The following is a 15,465-nucleotide window of genomic DNA, read 5'->3' on the forward strand; positions in this document are numbered from 1 at the left end:
ATTCCTTCAAATGACCGTTTCAGTGAATATTCTCCAGCATTTAAATAGTAGAAACAAGAACCAATAGTACGAACTCATTTAAGTCAGCTGCTTACGTTGCATCAAGTCGCTTCATGATTAACCCCGACTGATTTTTTTATCCCCTCAAAAAAAATTTATTGTTCGCATGAATAACTAATTCCTTCAAGGGATGCTTCTGTTTTATCTAAGTACTTGTAAAATGTTAGACTCAATGACGTTGTGATTTTTGGAATCAACGTCAGAAATGACTTCTGCTCTGTTAAAAAATCTTGCGAAAATATCCATTTTTAGTTTTATGCCCTCTTTGTATTTTGATAAATCAGGATCCATTTCACAGGAGCTATTTTTGATTTTCCCCTTGCCTTTTCCAGTTTCTACTTCAAATGCTTCTTTGTTTTTCTTTGCTTTCTCTGTATCTGCAATCATTATATCTGCAGTCGCGCGAAGAAAAATTAATTCTGCTACTTCGTAGGGTATTTCGATCCCATTTATCTTTATTAAATTATTGCTTATATAGAAAAGATAATGGGCGTGTTTTTTTATTTCTAAACAGTATCTTATTAGTGCCACATCACCAGCTACAGGATGCTCTAGTCGAGTCATTACCTCTTTCTTTGTCATTTTCTTTGTAATAAAAATATGATTCTTATCCGCAAAATTTTTAAGTTGTAACAGGTTGGCGTTGCTCATAAGTTGATCAACTGGATAATTATCATAGATAATGCTTTGTTTTCCGGATTTCAATAACTGGCAAAGGAAACATAAGAAAAGAAATAACAAATAGAGCAAAATGACTGCAACAAACCCTGTGCCTATACTTTCAGGAATAATGTAGTAGAGCATAGCTTCTGAACAATATTCATCATGCAATTGTATGCACTCAGCCGGGTAGAAATCCGAATCTTGACAGCCATCGTCAGAATTAAGAATGCTGCCATTTAACCCATAGCATGTAGAACTAATACCATCAGTGTCACTCACCACTAAATTTTCCCAACGCTCTTCAAGCTGTGATCTTTTTATGAATCGAGTAACAAGATCATATAACAAATAACTAAAACCTCCTCCACAAGCCCCACTTACAAGAGTAGTAGTTGCTAACTTGATTAGACCATATTTCTGACGGCCGTTTAATTTCTGATCGTTGTTTAATTTAGGTTCCCTTTTAATAAACTGTATACAATGATTTATATTTTTATGACGAAATTCCAGCTCCAATAATAGAATTTCATAATTGCTACCCGCTTTTCTAAAAGATTCTATTTCAAGATAATTAGGCTTATGCTCCATTAGCGCTTGAATATCTTCCTTCTTATTTTTCTGTTCATTTTCTCTGGTGACTAGTGGCTGAGCTTCAAGATCAAATTGCGTGCTCGTTTTTTTCTTTCCTTTAGAAAACAGTCCAAACATTTCTACGCCTTATTTTTAAAATATTAATTTGTGCCTTTTTGTATTTAATCGTATTGAGCGGATGTATTTTTTTGAGCGAATCTATTGATAATAATCAATTTTCCTAAAAAATTAAGATGATTTTCCCATTTTGATAGGGAGGCAATTCTATAGAAAATGAAATGGTAATGCGAGTAATCAATGTGGTTAAAATTTTATATTGCAATGAACATGAAGCTCAGCAAGCGTAGTGGTGTTCAGCTGCATGAAGCCACAGTACAATAGGATATCCCGCTTAAAACGCTTCCTCTTGAACCTGCAGCTGACAAGCACCTGAACAATTTACCTGCTTCACCAGATCATGAGATTTTCCGCGACAAAGTCGGATATCCAGATGCTGTATTTAGTAAAGAAACAGATTGTATTTCCCCTTTTTGATTCTTTACCTGCTCCTTTTTCAAGGGCTTAAAAAACAATATCCTGGGTTGCGAATCAAATTTACTTAAAAGCGAATCTTCTTTCTTTTTTAAAGTGTTTTGCAAAATTTTTACTGAGGCAAAATTATTAGGATGTACTGTGGCAACAATCTCATCAGGTAGTCGCGATCCTTGATTTTCTTTAGACTGAGAGACAAGATATTGTATGTATTTCTTTCCAATTATAGCCATTTCTGTTCCATATCCTTTACCCCAAGAGGTATGATCAATAATATAACCTATTTCTGCAACATTCTCATGGCCACGACCTATTTTGTCATATCCTGGAGAAGGATAATAAATATTCAAACTTCCTATGAAAGTATTAGAGTTTAGATCATTAACAGAAAAAACACCGAATCTATCGCCTTCATTCCATTTATTTGTTTGCGTGGTGATAAATTTTTTTACGCTTTCTTCATTCCATGGATTTCCATCTCGGAACATTTGGACATTATTAACCTTGCCAAGGAGTAATTTATAGTGATTAGTTATTTCAAGCGTATCATATTGATTGAGGGAGCTCAGGGAGAGTCTTTCTGTTTTGATTGTAACGTAATTTTCTTCAATGGATATAATTATGCTACCAATTTTTTTTGACTCTATGGTGTCGGTCTTGCTAAACATGCGGGTCTCCACTTATTTACATTATTAAAATTAATTAGTTTTTCTTTTCTCTGTAGGATTGATGAAGTGTATAAGCTATTTTTTCCCTAATTCTTTCCATAGCACGTTCTATATGTTTGCCTGCCCAGGCAACTTATCTAATTTCTACAACTATCCTATTTTTTTGAAAAGGGTCGTTTCAGTAGATAAGATTTATTCGAGTTCCATTTTAAATGAACAGTACCATTTTTGCATGGTGCTTGTTTTTTGCCTTTTTATTGACTAAGTCGACTAAATTATTACAATGATGGCATCAATACTTTCGGAAAAAATCACATGCCAAGACACTATAACCAGCTACAAGATATTGATGTATTAAAGCAAAATCATAAAAATTTAATAGATGCGAGCGATGATTCTATGGAGATTGATGAAGAGCTGACATTAGAAAGTAACGAAGAGGAGGAGGGTAACAAGCCAGCATGGAGCATTGCGAACCTCATCCATTGCTCCCCTTTTTTACCCTCGGCCGTGATAAAAAAGGTTGGCTTGCAGTTTGAGCACCATAAAAACTGGCAGTTTGGATCGTGGATAAACTCAATAAGCTTGAATTGATCCTATTAAATATCTGATACTCTTAACTCAGATTGGTCTAAATAATGATCTTCATTTTGAAAATCGTAATCCTTTAAGCTGACATAGTTCCACGCATCGAGTATTTCTTGTCGCGCAACCTCCCAATCGGTACCTCCTTTATCTGAGCCTTGCCAAGACAGTGGCGTGAAATAGGGAGTTATTAAATGTTTAAACGAGAGGATTTCCGTTATGGTATTTCCCTCATGGCCATATCCACATTTTTCAATTTGCAATAGTTCATGATAGCTTTTGGCACGCGCCTCAAATGGAGAAAGCCCTATAGAGGCTTCATCGAAGAGCATATTTTTTTTCTTAGGTGTTATATACCCAATTAGATAAGGTCTGATAAATGTAGTTGCTTTTCTTTTACCTTCATTGGAGCCAGAACATCGAATAGTTCCATTTTCATGAACTAAATATAAACTCGACCCCCGTTCACTTTTTTGATCGTTGGTGATAAAAATTACAGGTTTATTGAGGGGGCCAGAAAAAAGATAAGAATAATTGAGGCATTGTTTCTCTTTCATGGAGTACTTACCGCCTAAATGGAAGCGAAGTGTGCTCTAAACAATAATAAATAGCAACCTCTTTGCATGAGTTATTCTTGGTTTATAGAGGGAGCATTTCATGTTCGTCTGGGATAGGTGGTGAAGAATTAAAAGGGTTTTCAAAAAGTGTTTTTGAGGGAGCAATTTATGGGTTATCGTCTGATAACCCATAAAATTTAACTTGCTCTAGTTAAAAGCCCGAGTACATCGTACTCCTAACATGTAATACTTAACACCAGTACTCTGAAAACTGGCTCCGCTGTCAAAGATTTGGGACCACGCGTTGAATTGTTTAAAGGTGGAGTCCTCAGTAGAGCTATAATAGCGGTTTGTAAGGCAGTTTGCACCCAGAGCGCAGGAGGTGCTTGGAGTTGGGCTAGAAGCAATACCAATTAAAGCAGGTAAATCATCGATGATGTTTTGCGTGCCAGTAACACAACCAGAACCATTGGATTCGGGACCCATCTCACAAATCGCCGGTAGATACCAGTCTGCATAACCATTGATTGTCTGCGCACAGAGTCCTGCAGCGTAATAGGTTAATGGGGTTGGTCCAGGAGTGGCTGTGAATCGCGGGGCTCCAAAATCGTTATAGTGAGTTATGAATGTATTATAGAAGGTTAGCAGGTTGTCCGTATTACACTGACCATCGGCATTTCCCTGGCATGCTCTAAATGACGAAGCGGTAAATGGGTCCGTATTGGTATACGTTGCCGCAAAAGCGGTTTGAAACTCAGAAAAAGTGGGCGACGGACTCAATGGAGTCGACGTATTATCAACTCCAGGGATTACGTCGTAACTTACATCCTGGGGATCAAAGGGATAAGTCCCATGACCTGTACCCCCATTTGAGCTATAAACAATGCCAGGAGGTACCGGTTCCTGATCGACTAAAGAAACCACCTTGCCGCCAATGCTCTGAGATCGATTCGCCGTTTCTGTCATGGCAAAAATATATCCCCCTTGATAAATACAGCCATAACCCAGAACTTCTACATTCACTGAGGTTTGGAGTGCATTATTTGCAGTGACCGAGATCACACCAGGTATTGGCGCAATTCCCGTAGTACATGCCGCATTGCCTGCTCCTGAGGTGGCTGTGGTGCCAGGAACCACGGTAATCGTGCACGAACCACCAGCTGGAAGAACAGTGCCGTTGGTGCAGGCGGTGGAAGAGGTTGTGTCTACTGTAGTTCCCGCTGGCCATGTGGGATAACTAATGGATAATCCGGTTGTAGGAGCATCCCCGTTGTTGGTGATGGTAATCACTCGGGACTGTCCTGAAGGTTGTCCATTTAAGGTAAGTCCCTTGATGCTGAGTGCTAAATTCGCCGTACTCGCACTTAACTCTTGTGCCACAGTAATGGCTAAACTATCTGCTTTACTCGGGCTATAACACTCATTGGAATTAGGTGTCCCATCAGGATTAGCTTGACACAGAATAGGTCCTCCAGAGAGTCCGCTGGTAGGCAGTGCACTGCCGTTAATGGTTAATGACAGCAGGCAGGTAGGATTTGGAGAGCCTTTGGGACCAAGCAGACAAGGACCGTTTTGACTTACCCCTGTTTGTGACTTGATAACCAGGTTATGAGGCTTTCGTGAATTATTGGTTACAGTGTACTGTACCTCAACAGTGGCTGTTGAGGCCACTGTTGCTTTAGGTGGATGATTGACATCTGGTGTAAAACTCCAGACAGGAATTCCTGCCTGCACTGCACTGATAAAACAACAAGTACTGAAACCGATGCCCAATTGTGGCATTAAATGTGCTAATTTCATGGTTGTGTCCTTATGCGATGTAGGTGAGGTTGAATAAAACACCATTGGTATAGAGATGATTTAGTGTCAGCCCGCTGTTTTCGGTTTGCTCCTCGGCACGGCCAAGACTGCTTTTACCCCAATCAGAAAATTCATAGCCCACCCCAACCTGCCAATGGGATGTTAATGCCTTTTGCACGCCAGCACCTACCGTATAGCTGAACGCTGTTTCAGTGTGGGATGCAAAATTTGGATTAGGCAGTGCTTCAAAAATCAAGGGTGTATTATGAAATGCATGGGCATCGTTGAAACCAACACCGATACTGCCACTTACCCATGGAATAAGCCAATAGCCCATGTCGGCCAAGAGTTTACCTTTTACGGCTACATGAGTGTGCTGAATTTTATATTCATAGGTAAAATTATCAAACTCAGGGTCCGCATCATCCCATATATGCCCAGAAAGTTTTGCATTACTGGTTGCTGCAACGGCCACGCCCAATTGACCTTGCAGGGTTTGTGACAGCCACTTTTGCAGACCCAAAAAAACCTCACCATCGAATAAAGTGTTCGTGGATTTAGTCGCTGCGTAGGTCTTTTCTATATCTGGTGCCAGATAAAAGGTTTGCGTTTTGCCACCATCTTCCCAAACTGGACCTACACTGACCGTGCCTACCCAAGCCCAAGCAGGATGTTGCGTTATAGGCCCCATAGTGCCTGCGAGCGCACTACTGGTTGTAAGACTGGCTGATAACAGCAGTACAACAGAATTCTTATTCATTAGTTCTCCTATACTAAAAACGGTTCATAAAAAACAGGGGGGTAAGACAAGCAATCTCATATAACAAACTGGTTGATGTGCTAAAGAACACGACTTTTTTCAAACAGCAAAATAAAGAAATCAGAAAAAAACCCAGAAAATGAATGGGGATGGAGGTAAGTTGAGTTGAATAGATAGTCCAGTTGTTCATTAATCCCTAAAATAAGTTTCCAAGAGTAATGCTTACAAAAATTTTAAGCTGCAAACATACCTAGGCCATCCTATCTTAATTGTTACAAAAATGCAAAAAACCCCAGTAATTTCAATAACTCAACTCCATTATTTTGCCCTGGTATTGTACGTGTTAGTGGGGTTGATTTTGCTTATCCTGTTAACGTTCGCACTTCTGTTTCATGTTGTAAAACCAGGTTTAATTTCTATAATTTTTAATAAAGCTTTTATTTGGAGTAAGGCAATGAGTCGTTGTTCACTAGCATTTTTATTCACTTTAATTTCAATGGCCAATTCCGCCTTCAGTGATGAAGTCTCTGAGGTACCTAATAAAGCTCAAACCAATAATATTCTTGAGCAAACAAAACAAAAACTTGATCATGCGAATCAAATTGAGAAGGATAATTTTGAGAAAGGCATCCAACAAGGGGAGGGGCAGTCTGATAAAAGTAATTAATACACTAGGGACTAAAATTTTTATTCATATAATGAACAGCAATACGTTTCATGCTTTCAACGGTTATTTTTCCTACCCATATTTTTGACCGAGTTTTTTAAATTTAATTCAAACGTTCTCCTATCAACGTAATCAAGCTTTGGTTATCTATTTTTTCCTATCTGAATAAAAAAGCAAAAGGCAATGCGTGCCCCTGCGCACGGCTCTTGATGAGTCACAGAACACAGGAACTTGCCCTTAAAATAAGTATTAAGTCCAAGCAAAGGACCTAAATTAAACACACTGTTGACAAATAGGTTTGAATGAGTTGAAATTTTTGCTCTGAATTTTAAATCAGAACAGTGATTAATAGAGATTTATTATGTTTACAATTAAATTTAATGGAATTGTTATTGGTACTCTTGACGATAATGCGAGTGAGGATAGTTTAAATCGATTAATCGGTCGTCATCTATTTGGAGAGTTTGTAGTTGGTCGGCTTTCAAACTCTGTTCGACAATCCTCTGGATGGCCTACCCTAAACCCCAAAAGTTCAATCCATATTGATTATAGGGTTACCTTTCCTGTTGCCTCTCACGACAAAAATATTAAGGGAAAACCATTAATGCAATATTTCACAAAAGAGGAATTTAAAACGGGATTAGAGATTACAATACAACGCAAAAAAAAGGAGTCTATTTATATTGAAAGTGACATGGTGCAGCAAAGGAAAAACTTCATAAATCAACTCAAGGTTACTTTGTTTGCATTGGCAAGCAATCGCCTCGATTCTCTGCCCCTTCTTCCTATTGAACTGATTCAACTTATTGTATTCAAAGCTAGCCCACATACAGTGACCATGGAGCACATAAATAAGTGGACAGAAGATATTTTAAAAAGAGATATGAAAATAGTTGAATCATTTACTGAGCGCCAGAGCAAGGATATTACTTTTTTTAGACCCCAAAACAGGCATTCGCAAACTGCATGCGACAATTTTTTGAATCTGAGTATTGTCACTCTGGGAGCCATTGCAGTTGTTGGAAGTATGATATCGTAAGATTGTCATTGGGGAAGGCCTTGCTTTTTTTCCTATTTAATTCTTGAATAATACAAATTAGCAATCAATAGCCATGATCACCGAAACTTAGAAGCCAGCGAAACCATAGAAAATCGATATAAAGACCCAAAATACGCATTATTTAATAACTCAAGGATATGCTCCATAATTAATTTTTTCGCTCTTGCATTCCAAAAGATAATGGATTGTGTCACTGAAACGTTAAATGTCACTTTACAATTTTGCCAGTTGGTTTCGCACTGATTTTTGCCGGAGTGAGGTTGTTAGTGATACGGGAGATAGCCCTATCTATTCGTCGTTGAAGCATGATTTCGACCATGACTGTTTCATTCGGATGAAGAATTTTGTGCATGTCAGCGAGCGAAGAATGAAAATCCAGTAATCTGTAATAGGCAAGGGCTTGGCTGCTGGCTTCAGGGTGTGCCTTAATTCGAAACCCCAGATTACCTTGCATTTTTGGCGTATTGATCCCGGCCTCCATGATATCGTAGTCAAGAAAATAGGTCAGTTTTCCCCGATCACGCTGGTTTCGCTGGCGGTCTGCGAAGAAACCTACAGGAAGCGCATCCTCACTATATTGGGGGCCTGCAGTGAGATAAAGATCATAATCATCAAGATGATTGCCTCGGTCATCAATGAGTCGGAATATAATCATGGAGTAGCGATTGGTGATATACTCGCGCTTATAAATTAGCGTCTTCACTAGTTCTGTATGCTCATTTTTTTGCGTTTCTTCAGTAAGCTTATCGAGTTTTTTTGCCAATGTATTATAGGTGTCACGATTTTTTACTTGCAGGCATTTTAAGACCCATATCGCCGTAGGATGAGTGGCAGCATTGGCCATAGTAATACTGCGAATAATTCCCATATTTTTACCGGAATGCGAAGATCCAGGAAGAACTCCGAAAGCCATTGGCCGTGCCCGTCTCATTTTGGCAACCACAAGACTTTCTCCATTATTTCCCTCTTGATGTAACTTTAATAGACTGTAATTCATATTTGCAGCAGCTACTCGTACCACTCCATCCGATCCGGCTTCGCCGGTGTAGGAATTAAGCGCATCATAAAGTTGGCGATCAATCTTCTGTCCTGTAAGCACAAAGCAATAGATTCCATGAGCAGTGCAATCGTAATCAAGCCAACTTTCATTAAGTTGCCAGCTCATATCACTCCCAAGCTCAAGCCAATCAAGTACATGCTGCCCCGGTTCAATACCTTCAAAAAAGCTTTTTATACGACCTAGTCTGGATTTACCGAGTTGGGCAAGCGCAGAACCATGGTTGGCGGGAGCCAACATGATAAGATGGCTCAAGGGGCATTTTGCAAGATTATTCTTAAAGTATAAATCCATCCATTTGCGGACAACAGGGCCACCGGTAGAGTGGGTGATGCAAGCAAAACGCTCCCCTTGTCGCAGCTTATCGGCAATTTCATCACGTATTGCATGATCGAATGCACGTGCTATATCGTCGACTGTTACTGTATCGTTAAAGCTGATATAACGTCCAAGATAGATATTACCCACTTGAATATCCAACGTTCCATCTTTGCTCTGACGTTCAAGCCATTGAGGAAGCTCCCCATAAGTATTGGTATGTGTGACACTCCAACCATGGACAAAGATAACAATCATAACTCTCCTTAGCTTATTTCACTCAACAAGGGGCAGGGTGGAATAAATCGATGGTATTGGATTATTTTACAATGAGATAGCCAAGTCAAATTAAAACTTGATGTCCATTTGAAACCAAGACCTATACTTGAAGCAGTGTCCTATCAATAAGACGAGCAATGTCCTGAAATTGCTGGACTATACTCATTATATGGAGTTCAAGGAGGAGAAAAAAATGCTTTCTATTCAGCTTACCCCTATTATTTCAATAATTGCTGGAGTTTTAATCCTGCTTTTACCACGACTATTAAATTATATTGTCGCTATTTACCTGATTATTGCTGGCATTGTAGGCTTGGGAGTTTTGCATTAAGAAAACTGATCCATAGCTGCATTAGATGAACACCTTTATCTTTAAGTTGTCGAGCAAACTACAAACCAAGACCTCTATTGGCTCTGGTAATTAGTGTTGTTTTCATAGGAACCTGCTTTGTATTTGAAATTTGCCGGGATCAGAAAAGCTCGTTTTTTTAAAATTCCAATTGTTTCATATCTAAAAAGTAACTATTAAATCAATTCGTAGTATAGTCATATTCACTTATGAATGACTTTTAAGAGTCAACATAGAATACACATATAGAATTGTTTGCGCCTTTGCACTTCAGAAAAGGCTAAGGCGATGCAAAAAATTATATTTTAATCAGGAGAACTAGATGTGGATTAAGGATTTATTTATTGATATCCCTAAACGAGATAATGCACCTGAGACCAGATTGCATATCCGTATAGTCTGTGAAAACGAAGCTAATCTCGACAAAATGCCCTACGTTTTTATGCTTCCTGGCGGCCCTGGTGCCAATCATTCTCACTACAAGGATTATGAATGCTTAAGTACAACGGGCAATATAGTATTCATTGATCCCAGAGGATGTGGATTAAGTGATAAGCAAGACCCTGCATCCTATACTATGGACAATTATATTCGGGATGTGGATGAAATTCGTAAATCCCTTAATCTGGAAAAAATAGTTCTATTGGGTAAATCCTATGGAGCGATGTGCGCTCTAGGATATACTCTGGCCTATCCAAAATATGTTTCAAGTCTTATCCTGGCAGCTGGTTCTCCAAGCTTTAGAAACCTTGAAACAGCGCGTCTTAATGTGGAAAAAAGAGGATCTCTGGCTCAACAAAAAGCTTGTGAGCACTTATGGGAGGGGACCTTTAAAAGCGATGAAGAGCTGGATAATTTTTTTGATGTCATGGATTCTATGTATTCTTGGAGGAAAAGACATAATCTTCCTGTAAATCGACCAGCTCCAGATTATGTTTTTGCACATGAGCCTTTAAACCAGGGTTTTGGTGGATTTTTACGTACATTTAATTATGAAGATCGCTTGCATGAAATAACCTGTAAAACGCTCATTTTGGTAGGCGAAGAAGACTGGATTACCGATAAGAAACATTCTGAATTCATGGCGAACAGAATCCCTAACAATCAATATATCGTGTTTGAAGACGCAGATCATTCCTTGGAGTCTGATGTTCCGGGAGTATTCTTCCCAAGTATTGAATCTTTTTTGAAAAGCCAATGTGAAAAAAGAAATTCACATCATTTTTTTCAAAATGAGCATAAGGGGGAAAAAGCAAATTTGATTGTTGATGAAACAAAAAAATGTTCATTCGGCTAAAAATTAAAAGAGTTCATTTGCAAAGTAATGTTGGGTTGTTTTGACCCAACAAACTATTTTATCCCAATGCTCGATCTTGTTGATATGCTGGTGGATGAAACCAACTCGGCAGATGGTTATTCAATAAATCCAATTCGATTGGTTGGTGTAACTTCTCCTGAGTAGTTTTAACTTGATGGATTGTCGATAGTTGAAAAGTTTACTTTAGTGAATTTAGCTTATAAATTTTTTATTTTTAATGGTCGGAGTGACAGGAATTGAACCTGCGACCCCTGCCTCCCGAAGGCAGTGCTCTACCAGGCTGAGCTACACTCCGTGTGAGAGTCGTACTATATAATATGGTTTGCATTGAATTCCTGGGTTCACTGTGCTGCACCCAGACTTCTTGAATCAATAACTTCTTTGCAAAGCGAATTGAGCCAAATTAATTAGTGCTTCTTTATATTTTGAATCAGGTAGGATCACCAAAGAGGATAACGCTTTGTCAACTTCTTGGGCGGCGATGTTCTTGGTATATGCTATCGCTTTTGTTTCTTCCAGGGCCACAAGAATATCCGGTAAAAAATCCAAGCTGCCTTTTTTCAGGCTTTCTATAATTTGTTGTTTTTGTAGTTCGGTACCGTGCTGTAATGCATGAATTAAAGGCAAGGTAGCTTTTCCATCAGCTAAGTCGTCCCCTATATTTTTGCCAATAGTTTTGGCATCAGAGCAATAATCCAGAGCATCGTCTATAAGTTGAAATGCATTACCCAGATGCAGTCCATAGGCATAGAGGCTGTCTTGCATTTCCTTGGAGGCATTGCTGATTATCGGGCCTATACAGGCAGCAGCAGCAAATAAAAGCGCTGTTTTTGCTCGAATTACATCAAAGTATTCATCAAAGGTTAGCGTAGGATTATGACGGTTTGATAGCTGTTTTACTTCGCCACAGCTGATCTCAAGAGCTGTCTTGGCAAAAAGCTTGAGTACCTCTGGGTTACCAGAATCAACAATTAATTCGATGGATTGAGTAAAAAGATAATCACCCACTAAAATACTTGCTTTGCTACCCCAAATATCATTTGCCGTCTGCCGTCCTCTTCTTAAGGTGGATTCGTCGATGACATCATCGTGTAGCAGCGTCGCTGTATGGAAAAACTCCACCATAGCAGCCAGAGTAATATGCTCTCTACCTTGATAACCACAGGCATTACTTGCTAAAAGAACTAACAATGGACGCAGTCTTTTGCCGCCACTTTCTATTATATGGTGGGACATATCATCAATTAAACCGATTTGTGATTCGATTTTATTAATAATAAGCGCATTAACTGCATCAAAATCGTCACTAACCAGCGTGCGTATACTGTCAATCGACATTGTTTGTCCTCTACGATTCAATCAGCAAATGCTAAGGTTTGTGCATACGAATTGTCAAGTAAAAGTAGGTTTAACTTGCAAGTACTCAGCCCCAGGTTCGGCCAAGGCATACGATCTTTTCTTGAGTTATTCGCTGCACTCGAGCTTATACATTAAATCGAAAATGCATGACATCGCCATCGCAAACCACATAATCTTTACCTTCCAGACGTAATTTTCCTGCTTCTTTTGCACCTTGTTCACCTTTACAGGTGATAAATGCATCATAGGCAATGACTTCTGCGCGGATAAAGCCTTTTTCAAAGTCCGAATGGATAACGCCTGCTGCTTGTGGCGCAGTAGCTCCTTTAGGAATAGTCCATGCTCTTACTTCTTTGACGCCCGCAGTAAAATAAGTTTGCAAGCCTAATAACTCATAACCTGCACGAATCACGCGATGTAATCCGGGTTCACTTAAACCTAAGTCTTCCATGAATTCTTGGCGATCTGCTTCATCTAGTTCAACTAACTCTGCTTCAGTTGCAGCACATAGAGCAACAATGCTGGCTTTTTCTTGCAACGCTAAATTCCGAACTTGATCCAGTAAAGGATTGTTTTCGTAACCGTTGTCATCGACATTTGCAATATAAAGCACGGGTTTTGCGGTAAGCAGAAAAAGTCGGCGCGCAATAGGTTCTTCTTCAGCACTCAATTCTAGGGTGCGGACGGGATAGCCTGCATCAAGATGCGTCTTGATTTTTTCCAGGGTTTTCATCTCAAAAATTGCTTCTTTATTACCACTACGACTGTTTTTTCCTGCTTTCAATATGGCTTTTTCAAGAGTATCCATATCGGCTAAAGCCAGTTCTGTATTAATGACTTCTATGTCACTGAGTGGATGTACTTGACCTTCGACATGAACTACGTCGGTATTTTCAAAACAGCGTACTACATGGGCAATGGCGTCCGTTTCACGAATGTTAGCCAAAAACTGATTACCTAAGCCCTCGCCTTTAGATGCTCCTTTGACAATACCAGCAATATCAACGAATTGCATGGTTGCTGGGAGTACTTGTTGTGGTTTGACTATGTCACTCAAAGCATCAAGACGGGGATCAGGAACAGTAACTATCCCAACATTGGGTTCTATTGTACAAAAAGGATAGTTTGCCGCTTCAATACCTGCTTTGGTGAGTGCGTTGAACAGTGTTGATTTACCAACATTGGGCAAGCCCACGATGCCACATTTAAATCCCATGTGTAGTTACCTCTATATATTAAAACGAATGTGAGTTCAACATAGAACGTCATTCCCGTAAAAATGTGGGGCATTTTATACGGAGCCATTCTACATAATTCGGTTCAATCTAAAAAAAGGTATCTTCTCAGATTGAACTCACCTTATATCTATACTAACTGCTACCTTTCATTAAGCTGCATTCAAATTCTAGCCAGAATTTTTTTGCATCATAGATAAGCAGTTTTTAAACATTCAATTGATTCATTGCCCTGGCTAAATCACCTGAGAATATTAAAGGCATTACTGCTACGCCTCTATCAATTGCATCATAAATTAACTGTCTGTCTTGTGCCGAGGGTTTGCTGAGCACAAATTGATGAACTAAATCTCTATGGCCAGGATGACCTATTCCTATTCGTAAGCGGTGAAATTCTGTGCTGCCTAATTGGGCTATTATATCTCTTAAACCATTATGACCACCATGGCCTCCACCTGTTTTAAGTTTAATGCGTCCTGGTGGTAAATCCAGTTCATCATGAACCACCAATATTTCTTCAGGTGAAATTCGGTAAAATTGACTAATAAGTCGGGTAGGTTGACCACTATGGTTCATGAACGATAGAGGCAAAACCAGCTTACCTGAGTGCTGATTTAATTCCAAATCAGTCAGTTCGGCCTGCATTTTTTTTTCCAGCTTAAAACAGGCACTATGGCGCTGAGCTAAGGCTGAGACTAACCATCCACCAGCATTATGTCGAGTATATTCATAAGCTGAACCTGGGTTACGCAAACCAATGATAAGTTTAATGGCCATGATATAGTTCTTGATAGGGGGTTGGTGCTTATGTAGCCTGGGTTATGATTCGCTTAACCAGGCTACATTTTACTACGTGTTACATTGATTCAAGCAAACTTGAATGATTACTCTTCGTCTTTTGCAGCATTAACAGTAGGTACCTCAGAAGCTGAAACCTCTGTAGCCTCTGGTGCTTCCTCTTCTGTTGCGCTTGCTCGAGGCATGTGAATGCTCACAACAGGAGCGTCATGACTGCCATCGGCAACATCAACAGTCAGTTGTACCCCTTTAGGCAATTTCAAGTGAGATAGGTGAACCACCTCATCCATTTGAACATTGGACATATCTACTGCGATAAACTCAGGTAAATCTTTTGCCTGACAACGAACTTCAACTTGAGTCATGGTATGGTTAATAATACCACCCGCTTTAATGCCAGGAGCTTTGTCTTCATTGATAAAATGAATTGGCACTAATTTAACCAGAATGTCTGTTTTAGAAACGCGTTGTAAATCCATGTGCATTACAAGTGGTTTGTAAGGATGACGTTGCAACGCTTTTAAAATAACATGTTCGACTTTGCCATCAACTGTAATATCAAAAACACTGGAATAGATACTTTCAGTTTCCAACGCCTTAACTACTTTATTGTGTTGAAAGTGAATTGACATTGGTTTTTTATCCCCGCCATAAATAACAGCAGGTACTTTATTTTCAAGACGACGTAGGCGGCGGCTCGCACCTTTCCCCATATCCGTTCTTGTTTGTGCTTCTAAAAGGATGTTTGACATTGTATACTCCAAAGTTATATAAGTGCCCTATTTAATTTAATCCGCGACCAGATTAAAC

The 15,465-nt window shown here is 39.3% G+C and carries 15 protein-coding genes and 1 tRNA gene; 5 read left to right on the plus strand and 11 right to left on the minus strand.

Going from position 1 to position 15,465, the window contains the following annotated elements; translation table 11 throughout:
• Window positions 1-201: 201 nt before the first annotated feature.
• Together ACF8MK_RS08820 and ACF8MK_RS08825 are read right to left on the minus strand one after the other, a co-directional pair.
• Window positions 202-1,431, minus strand: coding sequence for a hypothetical protein (locus tag ACF8MK_RS08820; protein WP_392536342.1), 1,230 nt, complete (start codon window positions 1,429-1,431; stop codon window positions 202-204).
• 338 nt (window positions 1,432-1,769) lie between these two features.
• Complete coding sequence (locus ACF8MK_RS08825; protein ID WP_392536343.1) at window positions 1,770-2,513, minus strand: GNAT family N-acetyltransferase; 744 nt, start codon at window positions 2,511-2,513, stop codon at window positions 1,770-1,772.
• Between the two features lie 315 nt (window positions 2,514-2,828).
• Here ACF8MK_RS08825 and ACF8MK_RS08830 point away from each other — a divergent pair, with 315 nt between their 5' ends.
• Entirely contained in the window at window positions 2,829-3,107 is a 279-nt protein-coding gene (locus ACF8MK_RS08830) for a hypothetical protein (RefSeq protein ID WP_392536344.1), read from the plus strand.
• 5 nt (window positions 3,108-3,112) lie between these two features.
• On the opposite strand, the gene ACF8MK_RS08835 is transcribed toward ACF8MK_RS08830, so the two are convergent.
• The 3 genes from ACF8MK_RS08835 to ACF8MK_RS08845 all read right to left on the minus strand — a co-directional run bounded on the left by ACF8MK_RS08835 (window position 3,113) and on the right by ACF8MK_RS08845 (window position 6,215).
• Window positions 3,113-3,655 carry a hypothetical protein gene (locus ACF8MK_RS08835; RefSeq protein ID WP_392536345.1) on the minus strand — a complete coding sequence of 181 codons (543 nt, stop codon included), beginning with the start codon at window positions 3,653-3,655 and terminating at the stop codon, window positions 3,113-3,115.
• A 207-nt stretch (window positions 3,656-3,862) separates the two neighbouring features.
• Entirely contained in the window at window positions 3,863-5,455 is a 1,593-nt protein-coding gene (locus ACF8MK_RS08840) for a hypothetical protein (protein WP_392536346.1), read from the minus strand.
• 10 nt (window positions 5,456-5,465) lie between these two features.
• Window positions 5,466-6,215 (minus strand): outer membrane protein, encoded by a 750-nt coding sequence (locus ACF8MK_RS08845; RefSeq protein ID WP_265703438.1) that lies wholly within the window; start codon window positions 6,213-6,215, stop codon window positions 5,466-5,468.
• 454 nt (window positions 6,216-6,669) lie between these two features.
• On the opposite strand from ACF8MK_RS08845, the gene ACF8MK_RS08850 reads away from it, so the two are divergent.
• Window positions 6,670-6,882 carry a hypothetical protein gene (locus ACF8MK_RS08850; RefSeq protein ID WP_392536347.1) on the plus strand — a complete coding sequence of 71 codons (213 nt, stop codon included), beginning with the start codon at window positions 6,670-6,672 and terminating at the stop codon, window positions 6,880-6,882.
• Window positions 6,883-7,243: 361 nt separating this feature from the next.
• Window positions 7,244-7,921, plus strand: coding sequence for a hypothetical protein (locus tag ACF8MK_RS08855; protein ID WP_392536348.1), 678 nt, complete (start codon window positions 7,244-7,246; stop codon window positions 7,919-7,921).
• A gap of 229 nt (window positions 7,922-8,150) precedes the next feature.
• On the opposite strand, the gene plaB is transcribed toward ACF8MK_RS08855, so the two are convergent.
• Window positions 8,151-9,575 (minus strand): phospholipase PlaB, encoded by a 1,425-nt coding sequence (plaB, locus tag ACF8MK_RS08860; protein ID WP_392536349.1) that lies wholly within the window; start codon window positions 9,573-9,575, stop codon window positions 8,151-8,153.
• Window positions 9,576-9,789: 214 nt separating this feature from the next.
• On the opposite strand from plaB, the gene ACF8MK_RS08865 reads away from it, so the two are divergent.
• Entirely contained in the window at window positions 9,790-9,927 is a 138-nt protein-coding gene (locus ACF8MK_RS08865) for a DUF3096 domain-containing protein (RefSeq protein ID WP_081776877.1), read from the plus strand.
• 340 nt (window positions 9,928-10,267) lie between these two features.
• On the plus strand, window positions 10,268-11,242 hold the full coding sequence (locus ACF8MK_RS08870) for an alpha/beta fold hydrolase (RefSeq protein WP_392536350.1): 975 nt from the start codon (window positions 10,268-10,270) through the stop codon (window positions 11,240-11,242).
• A gap of 239 nt (window positions 11,243-11,481) precedes the next feature.
• Here the strand turns inward: ACF8MK_RS08870 and ACF8MK_RS08875 are convergent.
• The 5 genes from ACF8MK_RS08875 to ACF8MK_RS08895 form a co-directional block, all read right to left on the minus strand.
• Window positions 11,482-11,558, minus strand: a tRNA-Pro gene (locus ACF8MK_RS08875).
• Between the two features lie 74 nt (window positions 11,559-11,632).
• Window positions 11,633-12,601, minus strand: coding sequence for a polyprenyl synthetase family protein (locus ACF8MK_RS08880; RefSeq protein WP_265703442.1), 969 nt, complete (start codon window positions 12,599-12,601; stop codon window positions 11,633-11,635).
• Between the two features lie 145 nt (window positions 12,602-12,746).
• Window positions 12,747-13,838, minus strand: a complete 1,092-nt coding sequence (gene ychF / locus ACF8MK_RS08885; RefSeq protein ID WP_392536351.1) for a redox-regulated ATPase YchF — start codon at window positions 13,836-13,838, stop codon at window positions 12,747-12,749.
• A gap of 226 nt (window positions 13,839-14,064) precedes the next feature.
• Window positions 14,065-14,634, minus strand: a complete 570-nt coding sequence (gene pth / locus ACF8MK_RS08890; RefSeq protein ID WP_265703444.1) for an aminoacyl-tRNA hydrolase — start codon at window positions 14,632-14,634, stop codon at window positions 14,065-14,067.
• 107 nt (window positions 14,635-14,741) lie between these two features.
• The gene (locus ACF8MK_RS08895; RefSeq protein ID WP_265703445.1) at window positions 14,742-15,407 is read right to left on the minus strand and encodes a 50S ribosomal protein L25/general stress protein Ctc; all 666 of its coding nucleotides are present in this window, start codon (window positions 15,405-15,407) and stop codon (window positions 14,742-14,744) included.
• Between the last annotated feature and the right edge of the window lie 58 nt (window positions 15,408-15,465).

This window comes from Legionella sp. 227 (assembly GCF_043161935.1).
GTDB classification, from domain to species: domain Bacteria; phylum Pseudomonadota; class Gammaproteobacteria; order Legionellales; family Legionellaceae; genus Legionella; species Legionella sheltonii.